The organism is Microbacterium sp. (assembly GCF_031988965.1).
GTDB lineage: Bacteria > Actinomycetota > Actinomycetes > Actinomycetales > Microbacteriaceae > Microbacterium.
In genome coordinates, this window is sequence record NZ_DALZXX010000012.1 from 1 (window position 1) to 21,114 (window position 21,114).

The window sequence follows — 21,114 nt, forward strand, 5'->3', positions numbered from 1 at the left end:
ACGGAGACGTGTCCGCCTATCAGGAACTTCCCGAAGGCAGCTACACGGTGAGCATGGTCCCCGCCGGCGCATCGGGCTCCAGCGTCCCGGTGATCTCCGAGACGGTGAAGGTCGAGAGCGGCACCGCGACGACAGTCGCCGCGTACGGGCCGACCGACGACCTGCAGGTGCGGGCGTTCGACGACGATCTGACCGAACCCGCAGCCGGTGCAGCCCGCATCCGCCTCATCCAGGCATCGACGGTCACCCCCGAGGTCGATGTCACGAGGGCGACGCGATCGCCCGCGACGCGAAGGCCGGGTCCGCGACGGGATACGCCGAGATCCCCGCGGGCGACTGGATGCTCGACCTGAGCGGCGGCGGAGTCTCCGATACCGCCGACGTGTCGGTCGCTCCGGGCAGCGTCACGACGCTGTTCGTCCTCGACACCGCGAGCGGCGGTCTCACCATCCTGCCGATCCTCGACAGCGCGTCGGTGGGCGATGTGCCCGACGGTGGCGTCGACACCGGCGGCGGATACCTCTCCTCCGTGCCGTCGAAGTCGGGCGCTCTCGCGAAGTTCCGCGGCGGGACGCTCTGATGCGCCGCAGGACGCTGGTCGCCGTCGCCGCCGGGGCGGTGCTGGTGACAGCCGGCGCCGCTGTGGTCGCGGTCGGCGTGAGCACCTCCGATCACGCGCCTCCGCAGGCACGGCCGGAGGCCACCTCCACCGCTCTTCCTCCGGCGGCGACGGCAGCGCCGGAGCTCGACGCTCCCGCGCTCGCGTCCGCTTTCCTCGACGACTGGGTCGAGGACGGTCGAGTCGTCCGGCACGACGAGGGCGGAGACACCGTGAGCGAGGGCCAGGCCTACGGTCTGTTCGCCGCAGTGATCGCCGAAGACGAGGAGCGGTTCGACGAGATCTGGGAGTGGACGCAGGATGAGCTCGTGCGCCCGGACGGGCTGATGGCCTGGCGGTGGGACGACGGCTCGATCGTCGATGACGAACCTGCGTCGGATGCCGATCTCGACGCCGCACGCGCCCTGATCCTCGCGGGCGATCTCTTCGATCGGGAGGATCTGCGGGCCGCCGGATCCGAGCTCGCCACGGTGATCGCGGATCGCCTCACCGTCGAGACGGATCGCGGGCGCATCCTGCTTCCGGGGCTGTGGGCCGCCGACCGCGAGCCCTACGCGTACAACCCGAGCTATGCCTCACCGGTGGCGTTCGAGCTTCTCGGCGCTGCCACGGGAGACCCGCGATGGGCCGAGCTGCAGGCCGGCAGCGCGGCCGTCACGGATGAGATCCTGAGCGCCACCGACCTGCCGCCGGATTGGGCTCAGGTGCACTACGACGGCCTGATCGAACCCATGCCCGGCCCCCTCGGCGAGGGCGACCCCGTGCAGTACGCCTTCGATGCTCCGCGGCTCCTCCTCCGCTACGCGGAATCGTGCACGCCGAGTGACGTGGCACTCGCCGGCCTCCCGTACGCGACGCTCGACCGCGAGCCGGATGTCTCGGCGCGACTCGATCTGGGCGGCGGCGCGCTGGTCGACGAGCGATCCGCACTCGGTTTCACCGCCCGTGCCGCCTCGGCGCACGCGGCAGGTGACGACGCCGCCGTCCGGACCGATCTCGAGAGCGGCGCTGCCCTCGCGGCCGAGTACCCGACGTACTACGGGGCGGCGTGGGTGATGCTCTCGACCGCGATGCTCACCGATGACGCACTCGGCGGCTGCGGAACAGGCGAGCTCTGATGTCCGGACGCAGCGCGATCAGGTCCGCCGTCGCCGCGGGAGCTCTCATGCTCGCGGTGCTTCTGAGCGCCTGCGGCGTGACCGATGCGGCATCCTCGATACCCTCCTCGCCGAGTCCCGCCGATGGGTTCTCGGCGGGCGTTCTGCAGGACCCCTCGACCCCGGAGCCGGCGGCGGCCGCCGCCCCACCCACGCGCGTGCAGATCCCCGTGATCGGCGTCGACTCGACTCTGGAGGATCTGACGATCGACGAGAGCGGACGCCTCTCCGCCCCGGTCGACTTCGATCTCGCCGGCTGGTACTCCGGCGGAGTCGCGCCCGGTGACGTCGGACCGGCGATCATCGCCGGCCACATCGACTCGCCGACCGCACCCGCCGTGTTCGCCGACCTCGGTGCGCTTGCCGTCGGCGACGAGATCGTCGTGACCCTGGCCGACGCCTCGGTCCACACCTTCGTGGTCAGTGGATCGACGCAGTCCGCCAAGGCGGAGTTCCCGACGGATGCGGTGTACAGCAACGTCCCCGCCCCGGAACTCCGGCTCATCACCTGCGGAGGAGCCTTCGACAGCTCCACCGGCCACTACCTCGACAACCTCATCGTCTTCGCGGAACTCCGCGACTGACCCCGCGAAAGGATCACCATGAATGAGACGCTCGTCATCATCCCGACCTTCAACGAGATCGAGAATCTCGAGTCGATCGTCGATCGCGTCCTCGCGGCGGCGGACGCCGACATCCTGATCGTCGATGACTCGTCGCCTGACGGCACCGGCGCCCTGGCTGATGCACTGTCTGAACGCCACCCGGAGGTGCACGTCCTGCACCGGGAGGAGAAGAACGGCCTGGGCGGGGCGTACCTGGCCGGCTTCACCTGGGGTCTCGACCGCGACTACTGGGCGCTCGTCGAGATGGACGCCGACGGTTCGCACCGCCCCGAGGAGCTTCCGCGGCTCGTGGAGCAGCTCATCGACCATGATCTCGTGCTCGGATCCCGATGGGTGCCGGGAGGACGCGTCATCAACTGGTCGCGTCATCGCGAGGTGCTGAGCCGGGGCGGAAACCTGTACGCTCGCCTCGCACTCGGCATCGACGTTCGCGATTCCACCGGCGGGTACCGGGTGTTCAGCGCCGCAGCGTTGCGCCGCATCGACCTCGCCCATGTGGCATCGCAGGGGTACTGCTTCCAGGTCGATCTGCTCTGGAGAGCCCTCGAGCGCGGCCTCCGCGTCGTCGAGGTCCCCATCACCTTCGTCGAGCGCGTGCACGGCGAGTCCAAGATGAGCGGCGCGATCGTCTCTGAGTCCCTGGCCCTCGTGACATGGTGGGGACTGCGGCGACGGCTGACCGCGATCGGACTGTTCCTGCGCGGAGGCCAGCGCCTCCGCTCGGTCCGGGCTCTGTCGCACCGCGTGCTTCCCCCGATCCGTCCCTGAGCGGGATCGACGAGCGCGGCGACTCAGCGACCCGACGTCATGTCCGTCGAACCGGCGCGAGGTGCGAACACCCTGCGCACCCCTCCCCTGGCGAGCATCAGGACGACGATCAGCCCTGTGACGGCGAAGAAGCCGCCGAGGTACACGGCGTCGCCGAAGAGCAGATCCACGAGCTCCAGCACCACGAACTTGCTGCCGGGCATGAGCACGAGGAGCGAGACGATGTTGACCACGCGGATCCAGACCGAGCGGGCGTCGCGGATGCGGGCGACGGTGCGCTTCTTCACGAGCATCACGACTTCGAGCACGACTTTGAGGAGCACAGCGGTGAGGAGCGACAGGACGAACGACTCCGAGATCACCTCGGGGAAGAACTGGACGAACACTCCGAGCACGACGAGATAGACGAAGACGTCGACGAGGTCGATCGGACGGATGCGCACGGCTCTCAGGGTAGCGCCGAGGTGCCGCGCCTATGAATCCTCTGAGTTAGATTGTGCACAATTTAATCGGGTGCAATACTTGGAGCATGGCCGTGACCGATGAGATGGTGTGCTTCTCGCTGTACTCCGCAGCCCGCGCGACGACGCAGGCGTATCGCTCCCTGCTCGCCCCCTGGGGACTCACGTACCCGCAGTACCTGGTCCTCGCGATCCTGTGGATCGAGGGCGATCAGACGATCGGATCCCTCGGCGACGCCATGCAGCTCGACTCCGGCACCCTGTCTCCCCTGGTGCGCCGTCTCGAGCAGGCCGGCTACGTGACCAGGACCCGCCGCGCCGACGATGAGCGTGTCGTCGTCGTCACCCTCACGGAGGCGGGCCGGATGCTGCGCACCGACGTCGCTCCCGTGCACGTGCGCGTCGCAGAGATCGCCGGCATGCGGGACGACGTCGACCGCCGCCGCCTGATCGCCGAACTGAAGGAGCTCACTGAACGACTTCAGCGCTCCGGTTCCAGCACCGCATCCGACTCCTCGACCGCCGCACACTGACCACCACCCCCACCCGGAAGGAATCCACACGATGGATGCTCTCTACACCGCCGAAGCACTCGCCACCGGAGCCGGCCGAAACGGTCGCGTCGCCACGAGCGAAGGTCGTCTCGACCTCGACCTCGCCATCCCGAAGGAGATGGGCGGCAGCGGCGACGGCGCCAACCCCGAGCAGCTGTTCGCCGCGGGGTACGCAGCCTGCTTCCACTCGGCCCTGCAGACGGTGGCCCGCACGCAGAAGGTGAAGATCGCCGACTCGTCCGTCGGGGCGCGCGTGCAGATCGGCTCGAACGGCGAAGGCGGATTCGGCCTCGCCGTGCAGCTCGAGGTCGTCATCCCCGAGATGCCGCATGAGCAGGCTCAGGCCCTCGCCGACGCAGCCCACCAGGTCTGCCCCTACTCCAACGCGACCCGGGGCAACATCGACGTCCAGATCACCGTCACCGACGACTGACCCACTCCGCCCGCCCACCCATCCCACAAGGAGACCTCATGCGCGCACTCATCCACGACACCTTCGGCGCACCCGAAGACGTCCTCCAGGTCGCCGATCGGCCGACCCCTGAGCCCGGCCCCGGCCAGGTCCGCCTCAAGATCGTGCTGTCGCCGATCCACAACCACGACCTGTGGACGATCCGCGGCACCTACGGCTTCAAGCCCGAGCTGCCCGCGGCGTCAGGCACCGAAGCGCTCGGCGTCGTCGACGCACTCGGCCAGGGCGTCGAGAACCTCACCGTCGGTCAGCGGGTCGCGACGGGCGGTACGTTCGGCGCGTGGGCGGAGTACGTGGTGGCGAACGCCGCCGGGCTGATCCCCGTGCCGGAATCGCTGGACGACGAGAGCGCCGCGCAGCTGGTCTCGATGCCGTTCAGCACCATCAGTCTGCTGCAGTTCCTCGACGCGAAGCAGGGCGACTGGATCATCCAGAACGCGGCGAACGGCGCCGTCGGGCGCATGCTGGCACAGCTCGGCGCCGCCCGCGGCGTCAACGTGCTCGGCCTCGTCCGTCGTGCGGCAGGCGTCGATGAGCTGCGCGACCAGGGCATCGAGAACGTCGTCGCCACCGACCAGGACGACTGGCGCGAGCAGGTGTCCGCGATCACCGGCGGCGCCCACGTCGCCTTCGGCATCGACTCGGTCGGCGGACCGTCGGCAGGCGACGTGCTCTCGCTTCTGGGCGAGGGCGGCACGCTCGTCGCCTTCGGGGCGATGAACTCCCCCACCATGGAGATCGCCTCCGGAGACGTGATCTTCAAGCAGGCGACCGTCAAGGGATTCTGGGGAAGCAAGGTCATCCAGACGATGGATGCCGCGACCCGCGGCGCACTGTTCGGCGAGCTCATCCAGCGCGTGACCGAGGGAACCCTGACCCTCCCCGTCTCGGGAGTCTTCGACGCCGCCGACGCCGCGGAAGCGGTCCGTGCGAGCAACACCGCCGGCCGGGTCGGCAAGGTCCTCCTGCGGTTCTGATCGAGCGCGCGGTGTGTCGGTCTCAATTACTTGACACTGGTAATTAATTCCTCGTACGCTGACGGTGTTCGCGATTGGATCGACCACACCGGAGTGCGATGACCGACACACTGCGCCTCACCTGGGACGCCCCCGCCACGCGTTGGGAAGAGGCCGTCCCGCTCGGAAACGGCCGTATCGGCGCTATGGCGTTCGGCGGACCGAGCGGCCGGTATCAGCTCAACGACTCGACCCTCTGGTCGGGCACCCCCGAAGGCCCCGCTCGTGCGCTCGCCCGAGTGCGGGCATCCGGCGCCGGCCCCGAGCGCCTCGCCGCTGTGCGCGACGCGCTCGCACGAGGTGATGTGAGGCTCGCCGAAGACCTTCTGATGGCGTTCGAGGGGCCGTACTCGCAGGAATTCCTGCCGCTCGCGGATCTGCACGTCGGGATCATGGGAGCCGTAGCGGATGACCGCGACCCCGCGCGGATACTGGACCTCGACTCCGCGACTCTGACTGAGGCCCTTCGCGTGCCGGGCGGGCGCGTCACGCGCCGCTCCTGGGTCTCGGCGCCGGCTCAGGCTCTGATCATCGACCTCACCGCTGACGTCGATTTCGACGTCGCGCTCGAGCTCGACTCCCCCCTCCGAGGGGCCCCCGTCGATGTCATCGGCGCGCTGCTGCTCGATGTGCAGGCACCGGTCGACGGCGCCCCTCTGCACGAGACGTCCGTCAGCCCTCCCCTCCGCTACGCCGTCGACGACAACGACGAGTACGACGCCTTCGCTGCGGTCGCCGTTGCCCTCGAGTCGGATGGCGAGATCGACAGAACGGGTGCACGCCTCGTCGTCCGCCGAGCCCGCCGACTTCTCATCGCCCTGTCCACATCGTCGCGCGCCGAGTCGTGGTGGGAGGATGCCGAGGGCGACTGGCGGACCCTATCGCGCGAAAACATCCGAGATCGGGCGCGCCGGAGAGCGGAATTCGCGGCTCGGCTCGGTGCCGATGCTCTGCTCGCCGCACACATCTCCGATCGCCGGCGCACCACGCGTGCGCGCTTCGCGATCGGCGGGCGACGACAAGGGGCGTGGAGCGTCGATCGCGACGTGCTGCACGGACCGGATCCGCTGCTCCGCGCCACGATCGCGGCGGAGTACGGCATGTATCTGCTCGCATCGAGTTCGCGCGCCGGCAGCCCGCCCGCGAATCTGCAGGGTATCTGGAACGACCAGCTGCAGCCCGCCTGGTCGTCGAACTACACGATCAACATCAACACCGAGATGAACTACTGGTCCGCTCCGGCACTGTCGGCCCCCGATGTGATGGAGCCGCTCCTCGCACTCGTCGAGCGCCTGGCGAGATCGGGCGCGGACACCGCACGTGAGCTCTACGGATGTCGCGGCTGGGTGGCTCACCACAACAGCGACGTCTGGGGCTGGACCCTCCCCGTGGGCGACGGTCATGGGGCGGCCAGCTGGGCCATCTGGATGATGGGCGGAGTATGGCTCACACACAACCTCTGGGACGCGTATGAGTTCACCGCAGACCTGACGCTTCTCCGTGAACGGATCTGGCCCGTCACGCGCGGAGCCGTGGAGTTCTGTCTCGACTGGCTCGTCTCCGACGCTGACGGACGTCTCCACACGTCCCCGTCGACCGCTCCGGAGAACTCCTATGTCGCGGCCGACGGCCACCCGACCGCACTCGGCCTGACCGCCGCCTCTGATGTGAGCCTCGTCCGCGCACTGCTCGAACGTGCTCTCGTCGCGATCGACGACCTCGAGATCGACGATCCACTCGAGGCTGAGATCCGTGGGGCGCTGGCGGCGCTGACACCGCTGCGGGTGGGGTCCGACGGCCGACTGCTCGAGTGGTCCGACGAGGTCGTGGAGCACGAGCCGCTGCACCGGCACCTCTCCCCCGTGGTCGGGCTGTATCCACTGGACGAGGTGACCCCCGAGGGAACTCCCGAGCTGTTCGACGCATCCGTCCGCCTGATCGATGCTCGCGGCCCGGGGGCCATGGGGTGGTCCTGGGCGTGGAAGATCGCGCTGCGCGCGCGGGCCCGACAGGGCGAGGTCGCCGCGTCACTGCTCGACGAAGCACTGACGCCGTTCGACGGCGACGCGACCCGTCACGGACCGGTCGACGGCTCGGAGTGGGGAGGACTGCTGCCGAACCTTTTCAGCACGCATCCGCCCTTCCAAATAGATGGCAATCTCGGCTTCCCCGCCGCGATCGTCGAGATGCTCGTGCAGAGCCATTCCGGTCGCGTGTATCTGCTCCCTGCCGTGCCGAAGTCATGGCGCCGCGGAGACGTGCAGGGCATCGGCGTGCGCCCCGGGCTCATCCTCGACCTCGCCTGGGACGAAGGGATGACGACTGCGGCAGTTCTGCACAACCCCGGCGGGGTCAACAGGAGCGTCGTGGTCACCGATGGCGAACGTCATGTCTCCGTCGACATCCCGGCCGGTTCCACCTCCGATGTCGCAGCGGCGTTGGCATCCGCCGGCTCCTCACCGCTCATCTCCGATCACCTCTCCCCGGAGGGCGAGCATGCACGGTGACATCGGCGTCGTCGACCTGCCGACCGCCCAGACGGAGCCGAGCGACTTCGACGACTTCTGGGCCGACACGATCGCGCAGACCAGAAGGTTCCCACTCGATCTCACCGTGACACCGCATCCGTCGCTGCTGACCCAGCTCGACATCTTCGACGTGTCGTTCCGCGGATTCGGGGGAACACCGATCCGCGCCTGGCTGCGGATGCCGCGTGGTGTGAGCGAGCCTCTGCCCGGCCTCGTGCAGTTCTTCGGCTACGGCAACGGCCGCGGCCATGCGCTGCGCGACCTGCGCTGGGCATCGGCGGGATACGCGCACCTCGTGGTCGACGCCCGCGGGCAGGGCCACGGCGACACCGACGACGACCATGCCGATGGCGGGCCCTCAGCAGGGGGCTTCCTCACCCGAGGCATCCGCTCCCCACACGAGTACTACTACCGGCGCGTCTACGCCGACGCCGTGAGGGCGGTCGATGCTCTCCGAGCGATACCGGCGGTGGATCCGGCCCGTGTCGGCACGGTGGGAGCGAGTCAGGGCGGAGGGATCGCGCTCGCGATCGCCGGGTTGGTCCCCGAGATCGCGGTGGCCATCATCCAGGCCCCCTTCCTCTGCGAGCTGAACGCAGCTGCGACGCTCAGTCGCGAGCATCCCTACACACTGCTCGCACAGCACTTCGCTGATCGTCGCGGCGACGCGGCCGCAGCGCTCGACACGCTTCGCTATTTCGATGGCGTCAACCACGCGAAAAGGGCGACGGCCCCCGCGCTGCTGAGCACCGGACTTCTCGACGGCATCGCACCACCGGAGACGGTGCTGCCCGCGTTCAGCGCTTACGGAGGCCAGAAGCGGATCGTGGTGTGGCCGCACAACGGGCATGAGGCCGGCGGCGACCTCGACGAGGAGAACGCTCTCGAGTTCGCCGCCACACACCTCGTCGACGTCGCGCCGGACCGGGTCGCGGCCGATTCGCTACGATAGCCGACACGACCCGAAGGACCTGATGGATCACGACACCGCAGCGCGCACCACCCTCATCCGCTCGGCGTCCGACGCGGGATCGAGGGTGTTCGAGACGATCCTGACACGCAGTCCGATCAGTCGCATCGACATCGCGCGACAGACGGGCCTCTCCCAGGCGGCCGTGACGAAAGCGGTTGCGCCCCTCGTCGCCGCCGGGCTCGTCGACGCGCCTCCCGCCTCGCATCGCGACGGCACTCCCGGACGCCCGGTGAGTCCGGTGTCGATCGTGCTCGAGTCGATGGTGATGCTCGGAGTGAAGGTGAACGTCGACGAGATCATCGCCGTCGCGACCGACCTCGCTACCACCGTGCTCACGAGCACTCGCCGCTCCCTGCCCGCCGACGATCCACACACGGTGATCGATGCGATCGTCGATGTCGTCGCCGATCTCGAGAAGAGCCTGGGAGTGGGCGCGACGTCGATCGCCGGTATCGGCGTCTCTGTGTCCGGTGACGTCGACAGCACCACCGGCGTCGTGCGGGAGTCCAACATCATGGGCTGGGTCGACATCCCTCTGGGAGACCTGCTGCAGTCGAGGATCCCCTGGCCGGTCACGATCGAGAACGACGTCCACGCCCTCACGATCGGCGAGCACTGGTTCGGCATCGGCCTCGGTACCGCGTCCTTCGCGATCGTGACGATCGGCCGCGGCATCGGCAGCGGCCTGCACCTGAACGGTGAGGTCGTGAGCGGCGCCTTCGGCGTCTCCGGCGAGATCGGCCACCTGCCACTCGCGGATGCCGCGCTCGTCTGCCCCTGCGGTCGCCGCGGGTGCGTCGAGGCGGCGGCCTCCACCGGCGCCATCGAAGCGACGGTCTCGGCGGCTCTCGGCCGACCGGTCTCGATCGATGAGGCCGTGGCGCTCGCGCATGCGGGAGACCCGAGCGCGGAATCGGCCTTCCGAGAAGCCGCCCGCCTCATCGGCACGGCGATCGCGACGCTCGTGAACCTCACGGGACCCGAGCTCGTCATCATCGGCGGCGAAGGCGTGTCCGACTTCGACCTGTTCGAGAAGACGCTCCGCGACGCATTCGACAGCCACGCCTTCGGCGCGGCTGTGCGCTGCCGCATCGTCACGCGTCCGCACACGTTCGAGGACTGGGCACGCGGTTCCGCCGCGACCGCCATCCAAGCACTGGTCCGCTGAACCGCGGACGATCCGCTGTGCGTGTGCGGCGCGACCGCACGATTACGGGCAGACGGAGATGCGCGGGGTGGCATCCACCCCGCGCATCGGTGTGTCAGCGCTCAGAGCGCGTCGTACAGATCCTGCTGCAGTTCGAGGTATCTCGCGAGGCCGAGGCCCTCGAGGTCGGAGGCGTAGGCATCCCACGCCGCGTCGTCGTCGATGTCGCGCTGACCGGTCACGAACTCCGCCTGCGCCTGCGTGATGTAGGTCGCGATGTTCGTCTGCAGCTCGGCGAGCTCCGCCGAGGTGTCGGGGTCGGGCCACAGCTTCTCGACGGGGAAGAGCATGCTCTCGTCGGGAGCGTAGGGCTCGTACTGCTGCGAGGCGTTGAGCAGTCGACGCTCGTATCCGTCCGGCGAATACACGTCCTCCGGAACGACCTGCGAGTTGCGGTACTCGAGTGAGTCCCAGTATTGACCCATCGAGCGCCATGAGGCGTTCGATGTCTCGTCGTAGGTGAGCGGCTTGAACGTCGGGTCGAGCTCGGGGTCGAGCGCGACATCGCCCTCGACCGCCGGCACCCACGCCTCGCCCTCCGGACCCATCGCGCCGAGACGATCGCCCTCCTCCGTAACGAGGTAGTCGATGACCTTGATGGCCTGGATGCGCTCCTCCTCGGTCGACTTGTTCGTCAGCGCGAACATGCCGAGCGGGCTGACCGGCGAACGGTAAGTGGCGAACTGCGTGCCGTCGGGCCCCTTGACCGGGGGCACCGCGTCGTAGTGCGTGTCGCGGCCGTCGGGTGAATCGGCGGTCACGATCTCGTACGGGTGAAGAACAGCCGCGGCACCGAGGATCTCACCGTCGGCGTTGTCGCCGAGGGCCCGCAGCGCCTCACCGTTCTGAGTGAACGACGCGGTGTCGATGAGTCCCTCGTCGGCGAGAGACGAGATGTACTGCAGGCCGGCGCGCCATCCGTCGGTCGTCGCCGACAAAGTGACCTTGTCACCGTCGAGCACCATGGGCGGCGGGCTCGAGGGCGAGCCGTACGGGGCGTAGGTGAACGCGTTCATGAAGTAGTTGATGACGGGCTCCGAGGCCGAGGCGCTCAACGCCACCTCATCGGGACGACCGTTGCCGTTGGGATCGTCGTTCTTGAAGGCGCGCAGCACCTCGCGCAGCTCTTCCGTGGTCGTCGGCTGCTCGAGACCGAGCTTGTCGAGCCACGTCGTGTTCATCCAGAGCTTCGACGGATAGCTGCAGTGATAGCACTCCGTCCACTGTGTGATGGCGTAGATGTGCCCGTCGGGGGCGGTGACCGACTGCTCCCAGTCGGGCTTCTCCGCGAAACGCTCCTTCAGGTTCGGCGCATACTCGTCGATGAGGTCTTCGAGCGGTAAGAGCACCCCCTGCTGCCCGTACTTCAGGATCTCGCTTCGAGAGAAGGCATCGACCCACGGCACGAGGAAGTATGCGTCAGGATAATCCCCGCTCGCGAGCGACACCTGTCGCTTCTCGCCTGCGACGCTGCCGTCGTAGGTGGTCGTCTGCCAGTCGAAGTCGATGTCGAACTTCTTCTCGAGCAGCTGCGTGAACTCGTTCTCCGCGAGCGACCCGTTGTCGCCCTGCGGACCGAAGGCGACGAGTTGGCCGTTGTCGTCGCTGGGCGACGTGCAGGCGGCGAGCGCCAGCCCCGTCGCGACGACCGTGACCGCTGCGATCGCGCCTCGTGTGATGCGTCTGTTCATTGCCGGAATCTCCTTTGACCGGTTCATGGGGGTGTGGATGTGAGTGATACGCGGATGTGGTGAGGGGGTGGATTCGGGGTCCTGCGGATCAGCCCTTGACGGCGCCGACCATGATCCCCTTGTTGAAGTACTTGGCGACGAAGGGATAGGCGACGAGCATCGGCACCGTCGCGATGACCACGGTCGAGTACCGCAGCAGATCGGCCAGTTCGCGGCGCCGCAGCTGCTCTGCGACGTCGCCGCCGCCGCCCGCGTCGTTGAGGATGAGCAGGCCCCGCAGCACGAGCTGAAGCGGCTGCAGGTCGGCGTTGCGCAGATACAGCAGCGCGTCGAAGTACGAGTTCCACTGCATGATCGCGTACATGAGGGCGATGACCGCGAGCAGCGGCTTCGCGAGCGGCACCACGATCGTCCAGAGGATGCGGAGCTCAGACGCGCCGTCGAGCTGGGCCGCTTCGTAGACCTCGTCGGGCACGGACGACCGGAAGTACACGATCGCGATGATCACCTGCCAGACGCCGATCGCATTGGGCAGCAGCATCGACCACCGCGTGTCGAGCAGCCCGAGCGACTGCACCACGAGATACATCGGGATGACGCCGCCGGTGAAGAGCATCGTGAAGACGACCCCGCCGGTGATGACCTTGCGTCCGAAGAGTTGAGCGCGAGAGAGCGGGTACGCGATCGCGACGGTGCCGAGCACGCTGATCAGTGTGCCGACGACCGTGTAGAAGAGCGAGTTGCCAAATCCGCGGAGTATCGACGGGTTGGCCAGAGCCTCGGCATAGCCGCGGAAGGTGAAGTCGACCGGCCAGAAGAGCACCCGCCCCGATGACACGGCCTGTGGACTCGAGAACGAGCTCGCGACGATGTTGAGCAGCGGCAGCAGCACGACCAACAGGAAGACGGAGAGCAGGATGTAGGCGGCGATGATGAAGACCCGGTCGGCCTTCGTCTCCTTGACCTTCACTCCCCGCGTGAGGGGATCCCGTCTGGGCCGACGCGACCGGTTCTTCGCGACGTCGCTCTCCTGTGTCAGGAGGGCCTCGGTGTCGATCGTGGTCACCACAGTCCGTTTCCCGTCACTCGCTTGGACACCGTGTTCACCACGAGCAGCAGCACGAGGCTGATCACGGCGTTGAAGAGCCCGATCGTCGCTCCGAGGCTGAAGTTCGCGTTGAGGATGCCTGTCTTGTACACGTACGTCGGGATGATCTCCGACGTCGAGAGGTTGAGGGCGTTCTGCAGGAGGAAGGCCTTCTCGAAGCCGATCGCCATGATGTTGCCGACCCCGAGGATGAGGATGATCGAGGCCGTGGGCAGCAGAGCCGGGATGTCGACGTTCCAGATCTTCTGCAGTCGCGAGGCCCCGTCGATCTTGGCGGCCTCGTACAGCGACGTGTCGACCGAGGCGAGAGCGGCGAGATAGATCACGGCGGAGTACCCCGTGGTCGTCCAGATGTCCGTCGCGACGTAGATGTGGCGGAAGAAGTCCGCGTCGGCGAGCAGATCGACCTGTCCGGCGCCGAAGAAGCTGAGCGTCCGTCCGAGCAGACCGACGCGCGGCGACAGCAGCAGGATCGTCATGGAGACGACCACCACGGTCGAGATGAAGTAGGGCGCATACGTGACCAGTTGAACCGTGCGTGTGAAGAAGCGCAGGCGCACCTCGTTCAGCGCGAGGGCAAGGATGATCGGCAGCGGGAAGCTCGCGATCAGGGTGTAGGCGGCGAGGATGAAGGTGTTGCCGACGAGCCGGGGGAAGACCGGGTTGCGGAAGAGGTTCGCGAAGTTGTCGAACCCGACCCAAGGGCTCCCCCACACCCCGTCGATCGGGTTGTAGTTCTTGAACGCGATGATGGCGTTCGCCATCGGTACGTACCGGAACACGATGAACCAGATCACGGGGATCAGCAGCAGCAGGTAGAGCTGCCAGTAGCGGCGCAGGCTGCGAGCGAATCGAGTGCGGACAGTAGATCGACGCGCGGTGGCGCCGGGAGGACTCGGCTTCGAGACCTCCTCGGAGAGTGCTTGCTCAGCACTGAGCTTCATGATCGCCCTCCTCGGGCAGGATTACTTTACGTCGTAATAAAACCACGGCAAATGCGAAATGTAAACGCCCGATTTCGCCGGACCCGATTTCGGGCCCGCGCTTGCACACCCTTCACAAACGTGGTTTATTGACGTTGTCAAGTAACTATCCGGAGGGTCTCATCCCATGACTTCCCGTGCCGACACCGTTGTCGCACTCCGCGCCGCCGGCGTCTCCTTCGTCCTCGAGATCGCTCAGCCGATCCCCCGCATCCTGCACTGGGGCGCCGACCTCGGCGGCTCCTCATCGACTATCGCATCCGCGCTCCTGCTGACCGCGGGACCCGCGCAGCTGAACAACTCCCCCGACTCGCCGCGCACTTTCTCCGTCTTGCCCACCGAGTACGAGGGGTGGTCGGGCACGCCGGCGATCGCCGGGCACGCTCAGGGCCGGGCGACGACCCCCCGGCCACAGCTCGTGCGACACATCGTCGAGGTGAACGACGCGGTCGACGGGGGCGACATCGAACTGGAGTTCGAAGACGCGGTCTCGGGGCTCCGCACCACGCTGCACTACCGCCTCGATGAGCACGGTGTCCTCTCGGTCGACACAGCCGTCGTAAGGGATGCACGTCTCAGCCCGCGCATCGGATCGACCTCGTACACCCTCGAGGGAATCCTCGCTCTCCTGCCGCTCCCCGAGCGCGCCACCGAGATCCTCGACTTCACGGGCAAGTGGTGCCGCGAGCGATCACCGCAGCGAACTCCCTTCGGATTCGGTACTCATCTTCGAGCCGCGCACCGCGGCAAGCCGGGCCACGACTCGCCCTTCCTGCTCGCGGCGGGCACACCCGGCTTCGGGTTCCGGCACGGCGAGGTCTGGGCCGTGCACCTGGCATGGAGCGGTGAGCAGCGTTATCTCGCCGAACGGTTCACGGAAGGCGCGGGATCGTTCTCCTCGGTGCTCGGAGCCGGCGAAGACCTGCACTCCGGCGAAGTCATCCTCGGTGACGGTGAGCGGTACGACGCTCCGACCGCCCTCTTCATCTGGTCCGACGGTGGGCTCGACGCGCTCTCCGATCGGCTGCACCGTCGCCTGCGAGCGCGAGCCGGCCATCCCAGCTCGCCGCGCCCCCTCGTGCTCAACACCTGGGAGGCGGTGTACTTCGACCACGATCTCGCGCGTCTCACGGCGCTGGTCCAGAAAGCGGCCCAGGTCGGCGTCGAGCGCATCGTGCTCGACGACGGATGGTTCCTGGGGCGCCGCGAGGCGGATGCCGGGCTCGGCGACTGGTACGTCGACCGGAGTGTCTGGCCCGACGGGCTCGATCCGCTCGTCGACCTGATTCGGTCGCACGGCATGCAGTTCGGCCTGTGGTTCGAGCCGGAGATGATCAACCTCGACTCCGATCTGGCTCGCGCCCACCCGGACTGGGTGCTCGGCCCCGCCGAAGGTCTCGGGCCGACATCCCGATCGCAGTACGTCCTCGACATCGCCCGCCCCGAGGCCTACGAGTATCTTCTCGAACGCATCGATGCACTCGTGCGCGAGCACCGCATCGACTACCTGAAGTGGGACCACAACCGTGACCTCCTCGAGGCGGTCAGTCGCGGCGACGACGGGGATCGGCCGAGCGTACGCCGTCAGACACTCGCCCTCTACCGACTCCTCGACGAGCTGCGTCGTCGCCACCCGCACCTCGAGATCGAGACGTGCTCGGGAGGCGGCGGACGCATCGATCTGGGCATCCTCGATCGCACGGATCGCGTGTGGGCATCGGACTGCAATGATCCCGTCGAACGGACGCAGATCGAACGCTGGACCCGCATGGTCGTGCCTCCCGAGCTGATCGGCTCGCACCTCGGCGCAGCACGCGCGCATACGACAGCGCGCACCACAGACCTCTCGTTCCGTCTGACCACCGCGCTCACCGCCCACGCCGGCATCGAGCAGGATCTGACAGCCGTGGACGACGCCGAACTCGGGGTGATCGCCCGCTGGGCGGCCATGTACCGCGAGTTCCGGAACCTGCTGCACAGCGGTCACGTCGCGAACGCCGATCTCGCCGATGAGGCGACGGCTCTCTCCGGCATCGTCGCTCACGACGGGTCTGCGGCGCTGTTCACGTGGAGCCGCACAGCGACGTCCGCCGCCGGCCAATCCGGACGGGTCCGCTTTCCGGGGCTCGCTGCTGAGGCACTGTACTCGGTGCGGGTTCGCGAGGACCTCGGGGGCGCCAGTCGTCACCAGGGCGACGACCCCGCGTGGATCGTCCACGCGGCAGCGGATGCACTCGAACTCCCGGGCTCCGTGCTGGTCGGCGCGGGCGTCCCGCTGCCGACGTTGAACCCGCAGCAGGCGATGCTCATCGAGTTCCATCGCCTCGGCGGTTGACCCCCTCCCCACCCCCCCGACAGAGCAGTCGAATGAGAGGAACGCAATGAACACCCATCGATCGAGAACGCGATTCGCGCAGGGGGCGGCAGCCCTCGCCGCCACCGCGCTCGCGCTGACTCTCGCTCCCGGTGCATCCTGGGCGGCGACGCCCGCGCCGGACCCGACCAGCACTCCGACGCCCGAAGCGACGTCCACCGCTGAGGCGACACCGGCACCGGCACCGGCACCGGCACCTGCACTTGCGCCGGCCGAGGACGGGATCTCCGACCTCTCAGCCGCACCCTACATGGGCTGGAGCAGCTACAGCATGCAGGTTTACGAGGGTGGTCAGTGGATCACCGCCGACCAGATCATGGCCCAGTCCGACGCCATGCACGACAAGCTGCAGAAGTTCGGATACGAGTACATCAACATCGATGCCGGGTGGAACGGCGGCCAGGACGAGTACGGTCGACCGATTCCCAGCGAGACCCTGTACCCCGACGGACTCGACGCTGTCATCGATCACGTGCACGCCAACGACCAGAAGGTCGGCCTCTACCTGATCCCCGGGATGAGTCTCGAAACCGCGCAGAAGGCGCTCCCGATCTTCGGTGCTCCCGGCTGTACGACCGAGAACCTGCTCAAGCAGCCCCTCCAGCAGGGCGACTACTGGGGATTCGGGTACCGCCTCGACTTCGACAACCCCTGCACGACGAAGTACATCGACTCGATCGCCGACCTGCTCGGCGAGTGGGGCGTCGACTTCATCAAGTTCGACAGCGTGACCCCGGGTTCGGGCATCAGCGATCTGTCGATGGATGCGCGCGAAGAGGTGGCCGCGTGGTCGCAGGCGCTGAAGCGCAACGACATCTGGTTCGAGCTCTCCTGGGCGGTCGACATCGCCTACGCCGATTACTGGAAGCAGTACGCCGACGGCTGGCGCGTCGACTGGGACGTCGAGTGCTACTGCGGCGATGAGGCGCTCACCACCTGGGACAACGTCGCGCGCCTGTTCCCTCGTCTCTCCGACTGGTGGCGCCACGGCGGCCCGGCGGGATGGAACGACCTGGACTCGCTCAACGTCGGGAACGGACGGATGGACGGGCTCACGAAGGACGAACGCCGTACGGCGGCCACCCTCTGGGCCACCTCGGCAGCACCGTTCTACCTCGGCAACGATCTGACGAACCTCGACGAGTACGGCCTCGAACTGGTCACGAACGGAGAGGTGATCGCCGTCAACCAGGCGGGCATCCCGGCTCGCCCGGTCTCGACCGCGACCAAGCATCAGGTCTGGTACTCGTTGAACCGCGACGGCACCTACACGGTGGCGCTGTACAACCTCGGGCGCGCGGATGCCGACATCACCGTGAACTGGGCGGACATCGGCCTCGAGGGATCCGCGATGGTCCGCGATCTCTGGGCGGGCAAGAACCTGGGCGATGCCGACGGCGGCTTCACTGCGGAGAGCGTGCCGATCCACGGCGTGCGATTGCTGAAGGTGACGCCGGGCAAGCAGTCTGTGGTCACGGTCAACGACGATTCGCTCCGCGCCTCCTACGACGGCGAGTGGGTGCGAAACTCGGGCAACGAGGTCGCGGCCACCACGCAGCCGTTCACAGTCGCGGTCACCGAAACCCCCGGCGGCGGGGTGCCCGCACCCCCCGAGGGCGGTCTGCAGGTGACCCTCAACGACGACGATTCGCGCATCGCCTACAGCGGATCGTGGGGGTACAGCAACAACCGCGGTCTCGGTGATCATGCCGACGATGTGCACTTCACCGAGGCGAACGGTGCGGCCTTCGAATACACCTTCCAGGGCACGGGCATCCAATACGTCACGGAGAAGCACGAATCGCAGGGTGATGTCGAGATCTATCTCGACGGGCAACTGGTCGAGACCGTGAGCACGCACCTCGACCCTGCCGACGGCCGGCTGTCGCAGCAGACCGTGTACAGCGTCTCTGACCTCGCGCCGGGCACCCACACGCTGCGTGCTGTGAAGAAGTCGGGCTCGTACATGCTGCTCGACAAGCTCGTGGTCACGCTCGACAGCCAGCTCAGCGCGACCTCCGGCGCCTTCAACAAGGCCGCTCCGGCCGATATCGCGGTCGATGTGCTGCGCGATCCGAGCCAGCTGACGTCGATCAGCGCGGGCGGCACGCCGCTGGTGCGGGACGCCGACTATGCGGTCGCAGGCAGCACGGTGACCCTCGCATCGTCGTATCTCGCGACGTTGCCGGTCGGCGATGCGACGCTGGACTTCGGGTTCGCGGGTGATCACCTCGGCGATGTCCACGCCACCACGGCCGACGGATCCTCCGTGTCGTTCGCATTCCGCGGTACCGCGGTCTCGTGGATCGGTCCGAAGGCTCCCGATCAGGGCACAGTAGACGTCTACCTCGACGGCACGAAGGTCGACACCGTCGACACGGCCAACGCGACGCGCCTGTCGAACGAGGTGCTGTTCTCGTCATCCGGCCTGAAGGACAAGGAGCACACGATCACGATCGTGAAGACCTCGGGAGAGGTGCTCCGAGCCGACGTGTTCGAGTACACGGTCAAGAAGGCGAACTGAACACGTGCGGGGCGGATGCGCCCGGATCCGCCCCGCACACCCCCTGATGTCCGATGTCGCGCGCATACTCGGCGTCATGGACATCACACTCACTCAACCCGCGGGGCTGGTCGTCAGCCCCGCTTTCAGCCATGTGGCCGTCGTCCCTCCGGGGGCGACCACGATCTACGTCGGCGGCCAGAACGGCGTCGACGGGAACGGGGCCCTCGTCTCGGCGGATGCCGCAGAGCAGTCGCTCCGAGCCGTCCAGAACGCGCGCGTCGCACTCGAGTCCGCGGGCGCCGGCCTCGACGACGTCATCAGCTGGACCATCCTCATCCATCAGGATTCCGACCTGCGCGCCGCCTACGGCGCCGTCGCCTCGACTCTCGCGCGCGACGGTGCTCCTCCCCTGGTGACGGCTGCTCTCGTCGCAGGGCTGGGCGTGCCAGGGGCACTGATCGAGGTGAGCGCCGTCGCTGCGGTCATCCGCGAGTGAGGGCGGTCGACCCTGCGAATCAGATCCTGCCTCTGACCGGTGTCCGCTCGGCAGTCTCACCGACCTCAGGCATCGCCATCTCGGCGCGGACGCCGAGCAGCCTGACCTCGCGCTGCGGATCCAGCGTGCCTCCGAGTGCGAGTGCGGCCCGGATGACCTCGTCGCGTTCCGTCGTCGGTGTGGAGAGCTTGCGACCGAACGTCCTGGTCTCGAACGGCGCGTACCGCACCTTCAGGTGGACGCGCACCACAGGACGCCCGTCCGCTGCGCAGTCGTCGAACGCGTGACCGGCGAGCTCCGACAGCGCGGCCTGCACCTCCGTCGCGGTGGTGAGGTTCTGCTGGAACGTCGTCTCCCGACTGTGGCTGCGCGCCACCCAGGGCGTGTCGTCGACCGTGGTCGGCCCGATCCCCGATCCGAGTCCGTGGTACCAGACGCCCATGCGCGGCCCGAACTCGACGACGAGCTGGTCTCGATCGGCATCCGCGAGCTCTCGCACCGTGACGATGCCGTGCGCGGCGAGTCGCTTCTGCACCTTCGGACCGACACCCCACAGCTCGCGAGTCGACCGGTCTCCCATCACCTCGAACCAGTTCTCCTCCGTGAGACGGAAGACCCCGCGAGGCTTGCCGAAGTCGGTGGCGATCTTCGCCCTGACCCTGTTGTCGCCGATGCCGACGGAGCAGTGGAGTCCGGTCGCCTCGAGAACCGCGACCTGAGCGGCGCGCGCCACCGCATCCGGATCCTCGGTCTCGACGCCGAGGAAGCACTCGTCCCAGCCGATGATCTCGAGCACCACGCCGGGCAGCGCGCGCAGCGCCGACATCACCTCCGCCGACGCGGATTCGTACGCCTCGTGATCGACCGGCAGGAACACGGCATCCTCCGGGGCCTTCCGCGCGGCGATCTTCAACGGCATCCCGGAGCCGATGCCGAACGCGCGTGCCTCGTAGGAGGCGGTCGACACGACCGCGCGCTCCGTCGGATCGCCACGTCCGCCGATGATCACCGGCACACCCGCGAGCTCGGGTCTGCGCAGCACCTCGACCGCGGCGATGAACTGATCCATGTCCACGTGCAGCACCCAAGAGGTCATGCATCGAGTGTGGGGGTTGTCGGCCGGACTGTCACCCCGCGAGCGCGCTGAGGAGGTCGAGCTAGACGATCGCGACGCCGACGGCGGTGGCGATCACGGCCAGCAGGGGCAGTGTCCCCTGCATCGCGGCGGCACGCACCTTGGTGCGATCGGACAGCACGAGCACCAGGGCGGCCGCGAGCATCATCCCGGTGCCGGCGAAGACGAGGGTGAGGCCGATGGTCGACAGGCCGATGATGACGAACCCGACTCCGAGCAGAGCGGTCAGCGCGAGGAACAGGTTGTAGAAACCCTGGTTGAAGGCGAGCGACTTCATCGTGAGGGCGTCCGCCTCGGTCGGGACTCCGAAGATCTTCCTCGTCTCGGGCTCGGTCCACTTCAAGGACTCCAGCGCGAAGATGAAGACGTGGAAGGCCGCGGCGGCCGCGGCGAGGACGAGTCCGACGATGAGCATGCTCCGATCGTATCGGCCGCCGGGT

At 67.7% G+C, this 21,114-nt stretch carries 20 protein-coding genes; 14 read left to right on the forward strand and 6 right to left on the reverse strand.

Features of this window, described 5'->3' with window-relative positions:
• From RTM68_RS04925 to RTM68_RS04945, 5 genes are all read left to right on the forward strand, one after another.
• On the forward strand, positions 1 to 353 hold a 353-nt coding region (locus RTM68_RS04925; RefSeq protein WP_312168803.1), incomplete at its 5' end, for a DUF4397 domain-containing protein.
• Complete coding sequence (locus RTM68_RS04930; RefSeq protein WP_312168805.1) at positions 341 to 580, forward strand: hypothetical protein; 240 nt, start codon at positions 341 to 343, stop codon at positions 578 to 580. The genes RTM68_RS04925 and RTM68_RS04930, both read left to right, overlap by 13 nt.
• Entirely contained in the window at positions 580 to 1,737 is a 1,158-nt protein-coding gene (locus RTM68_RS04935; protein ID WP_312168808.1) for a glycosyl hydrolase family 8, read from the forward strand. Before RTM68_RS04930 ends, RTM68_RS04935 begins: the two co-directional genes overlap by 1 nt.
• Positions 1,737 to 2,360 (forward strand): class F sortase, encoded by a 624-nt coding sequence (locus RTM68_RS04940; protein WP_312168810.1) that lies wholly within the window; start codon positions 1,737 to 1,739, stop codon positions 2,358 to 2,360. Before RTM68_RS04935 ends, RTM68_RS04940 begins: the two co-directional genes overlap by 1 nt.
• An 18-nt stretch (positions 2,361 to 2,378) precedes the next feature.
• Complete coding sequence (locus RTM68_RS04945) at positions 2,379 to 3,170, forward strand: polyprenol monophosphomannose synthase (RefSeq protein WP_312168813.1); 792 nt, start codon at positions 2,379 to 2,381, stop codon at positions 3,168 to 3,170.
• A gap of 23 nt (positions 3,171 to 3,193) precedes the next feature.
• On the opposite strand, the gene RTM68_RS04950 is transcribed toward RTM68_RS04945, so the two are convergent.
• A complete protein-coding gene (locus RTM68_RS04950; protein ID WP_312168815.1) occupies positions 3,194 to 3,613 on the reverse strand; it encodes a hypothetical protein in 420 nt (139 codons plus the stop codon).
• An 86-nt stretch (positions 3,614 to 3,699) separates the two neighbouring features.
• Here RTM68_RS04950 and RTM68_RS04955 point away from each other — a divergent pair, with 86 nt between their 5' ends.
• From RTM68_RS04955 to RTM68_RS04980, 6 genes are all read left to right on the forward strand, one after another.
• Positions 3,700 to 4,164, forward strand: a complete 465-nt coding sequence (locus tag RTM68_RS04955; protein ID WP_312168817.1) for a MarR family transcriptional regulator — start codon at positions 3,700 to 3,702, stop codon at positions 4,162 to 4,164.
• A 31-nt stretch (positions 4,165 to 4,195) separates the two neighbouring features.
• Positions 4,196 to 4,618, forward strand: coding sequence for an organic hydroperoxide resistance protein (locus tag RTM68_RS04960; protein ID WP_312168820.1), 423 nt, complete (start codon positions 4,196 to 4,198; stop codon positions 4,616 to 4,618).
• 38 nt (positions 4,619 to 4,656) lie between these two features.
• The gene (locus tag RTM68_RS04965) at positions 4,657 to 5,634 is read left to right on the forward strand and encodes a zinc-binding dehydrogenase (RefSeq protein ID WP_312168823.1); all 978 of its coding nucleotides are present in this window, start codon (positions 4,657 to 4,659) and stop codon (positions 5,632 to 5,634) included.
• A 98-nt stretch (positions 5,635 to 5,732) separates the two neighbouring features.
• Complete coding sequence (locus tag RTM68_RS04970) at positions 5,733 to 8,180, forward strand: glycosyl hydrolase family 95 catalytic domain-containing protein (protein WP_312168825.1); 2,448 nt, start codon at positions 5,733 to 5,735, stop codon at positions 8,178 to 8,180.
• Positions 8,170 to 9,153 (forward strand): acetylxylan esterase, encoded by a 984-nt coding sequence (locus RTM68_RS04975; protein ID WP_312168827.1) that lies wholly within the window; start codon positions 8,170 to 8,172, stop codon positions 9,151 to 9,153. Before RTM68_RS04970 ends, RTM68_RS04975 begins: the two co-directional genes overlap by 11 nt.
• 22 nt (positions 9,154 to 9,175) lie before the next feature.
• Positions 9,176 to 10,342: an ROK family transcriptional regulator gene (locus tag RTM68_RS04980; RefSeq protein WP_312168829.1), complete on the forward strand. Its 1,167-nt coding sequence runs from the start codon at positions 9,176 to 9,178 to the stop codon at positions 10,340 to 10,342.
• A 101-nt stretch (positions 10,343 to 10,443) separates the two neighbouring features.
• Here RTM68_RS04980 and RTM68_RS04985 read toward each other — a convergent pair whose 3' ends face one another.
• The 3 genes from RTM68_RS04985 to RTM68_RS04995 all read right to left on the reverse strand — a co-directional run bounded on the left by RTM68_RS04985 (position 10,444) and on the right by RTM68_RS04995 (position 14,124).
• On the reverse strand, positions 10,444 to 12,072 hold the full coding sequence (locus RTM68_RS04985) for an extracellular solute-binding protein (RefSeq protein ID WP_312168831.1): 1,629 nt from the start codon (positions 12,070 to 12,072) through the stop codon (positions 10,444 to 10,446).
• Between the two features lie 88 nt (positions 12,073 to 12,160).
• Positions 12,161 to 13,138, reverse strand: coding sequence for a carbohydrate ABC transporter permease (locus RTM68_RS04990; protein WP_312168834.1), 978 nt, complete (start codon positions 13,136 to 13,138; stop codon positions 12,161 to 12,163).
• Positions 13,135 to 14,124 (reverse strand): ABC transporter permease subunit, encoded by a 990-nt coding sequence (locus tag RTM68_RS04995; protein WP_312168836.1) that lies wholly within the window; start codon positions 14,122 to 14,124, stop codon positions 13,135 to 13,137. The genes RTM68_RS04990 and RTM68_RS04995 overlap by 4 nt, the downstream gene beginning before the upstream one ends.
• A gap of 166 nt (positions 14,125 to 14,290) precedes the next feature.
• Here RTM68_RS04995 and RTM68_RS05000 point away from each other — a divergent pair, with 166 nt between their 5' ends.
• The 3 genes from RTM68_RS05000 (at position 14,291) to RTM68_RS05010 (ending at position 19,539) form a co-directional block, all read left to right on the forward strand.
• Complete coding sequence (locus RTM68_RS05000; protein WP_312168838.1) at positions 14,291 to 16,498, forward strand: alpha-galactosidase; 2,208 nt, start codon at positions 14,291 to 14,293, stop codon at positions 16,496 to 16,498.
• A gap of 46 nt (positions 16,499 to 16,544) precedes the next feature.
• On the forward strand, positions 16,545 to 19,061 hold the full coding sequence (locus RTM68_RS05005; protein ID WP_312168839.1) for a X2-like carbohydrate binding domain-containing protein: 2,517 nt from the start codon (positions 16,545 to 16,547) through the stop codon (positions 19,059 to 19,061).
• A gap of 76 nt (positions 19,062 to 19,137) precedes the next feature.
• Positions 19,138 to 19,539, forward strand: coding sequence for a RidA family protein (locus RTM68_RS05010; RefSeq protein WP_312168841.1), 402 nt, complete (start codon positions 19,138 to 19,140; stop codon positions 19,537 to 19,539).
• A 19-nt stretch (positions 19,540 to 19,558) separates the two neighbouring features.
• Here RTM68_RS05010 and RTM68_RS05015 read toward each other — a convergent pair whose 3' ends face one another.
• Both RTM68_RS05015 and RTM68_RS05020 read right to left on the reverse strand, forming a co-directional pair.
• Positions 19,559 to 20,635 carry a DNA polymerase IV gene (locus RTM68_RS05015; protein WP_312168844.1) on the reverse strand — a complete coding sequence of 359 codons (1,077 nt, stop codon included), beginning with the start codon at positions 20,633 to 20,635 and terminating at the stop codon, positions 19,559 to 19,561.
• Positions 20,636 to 20,696: 61 nt separating this feature from the next.
• Complete coding sequence (locus tag RTM68_RS05020) at positions 20,697 to 21,089, reverse strand: DUF1304 domain-containing protein (protein WP_312168846.1); 393 nt, start codon at positions 21,087 to 21,089, stop codon at positions 20,697 to 20,699.
• Positions 21,090 to 21,114: the final 25 nt, after the last annotated feature.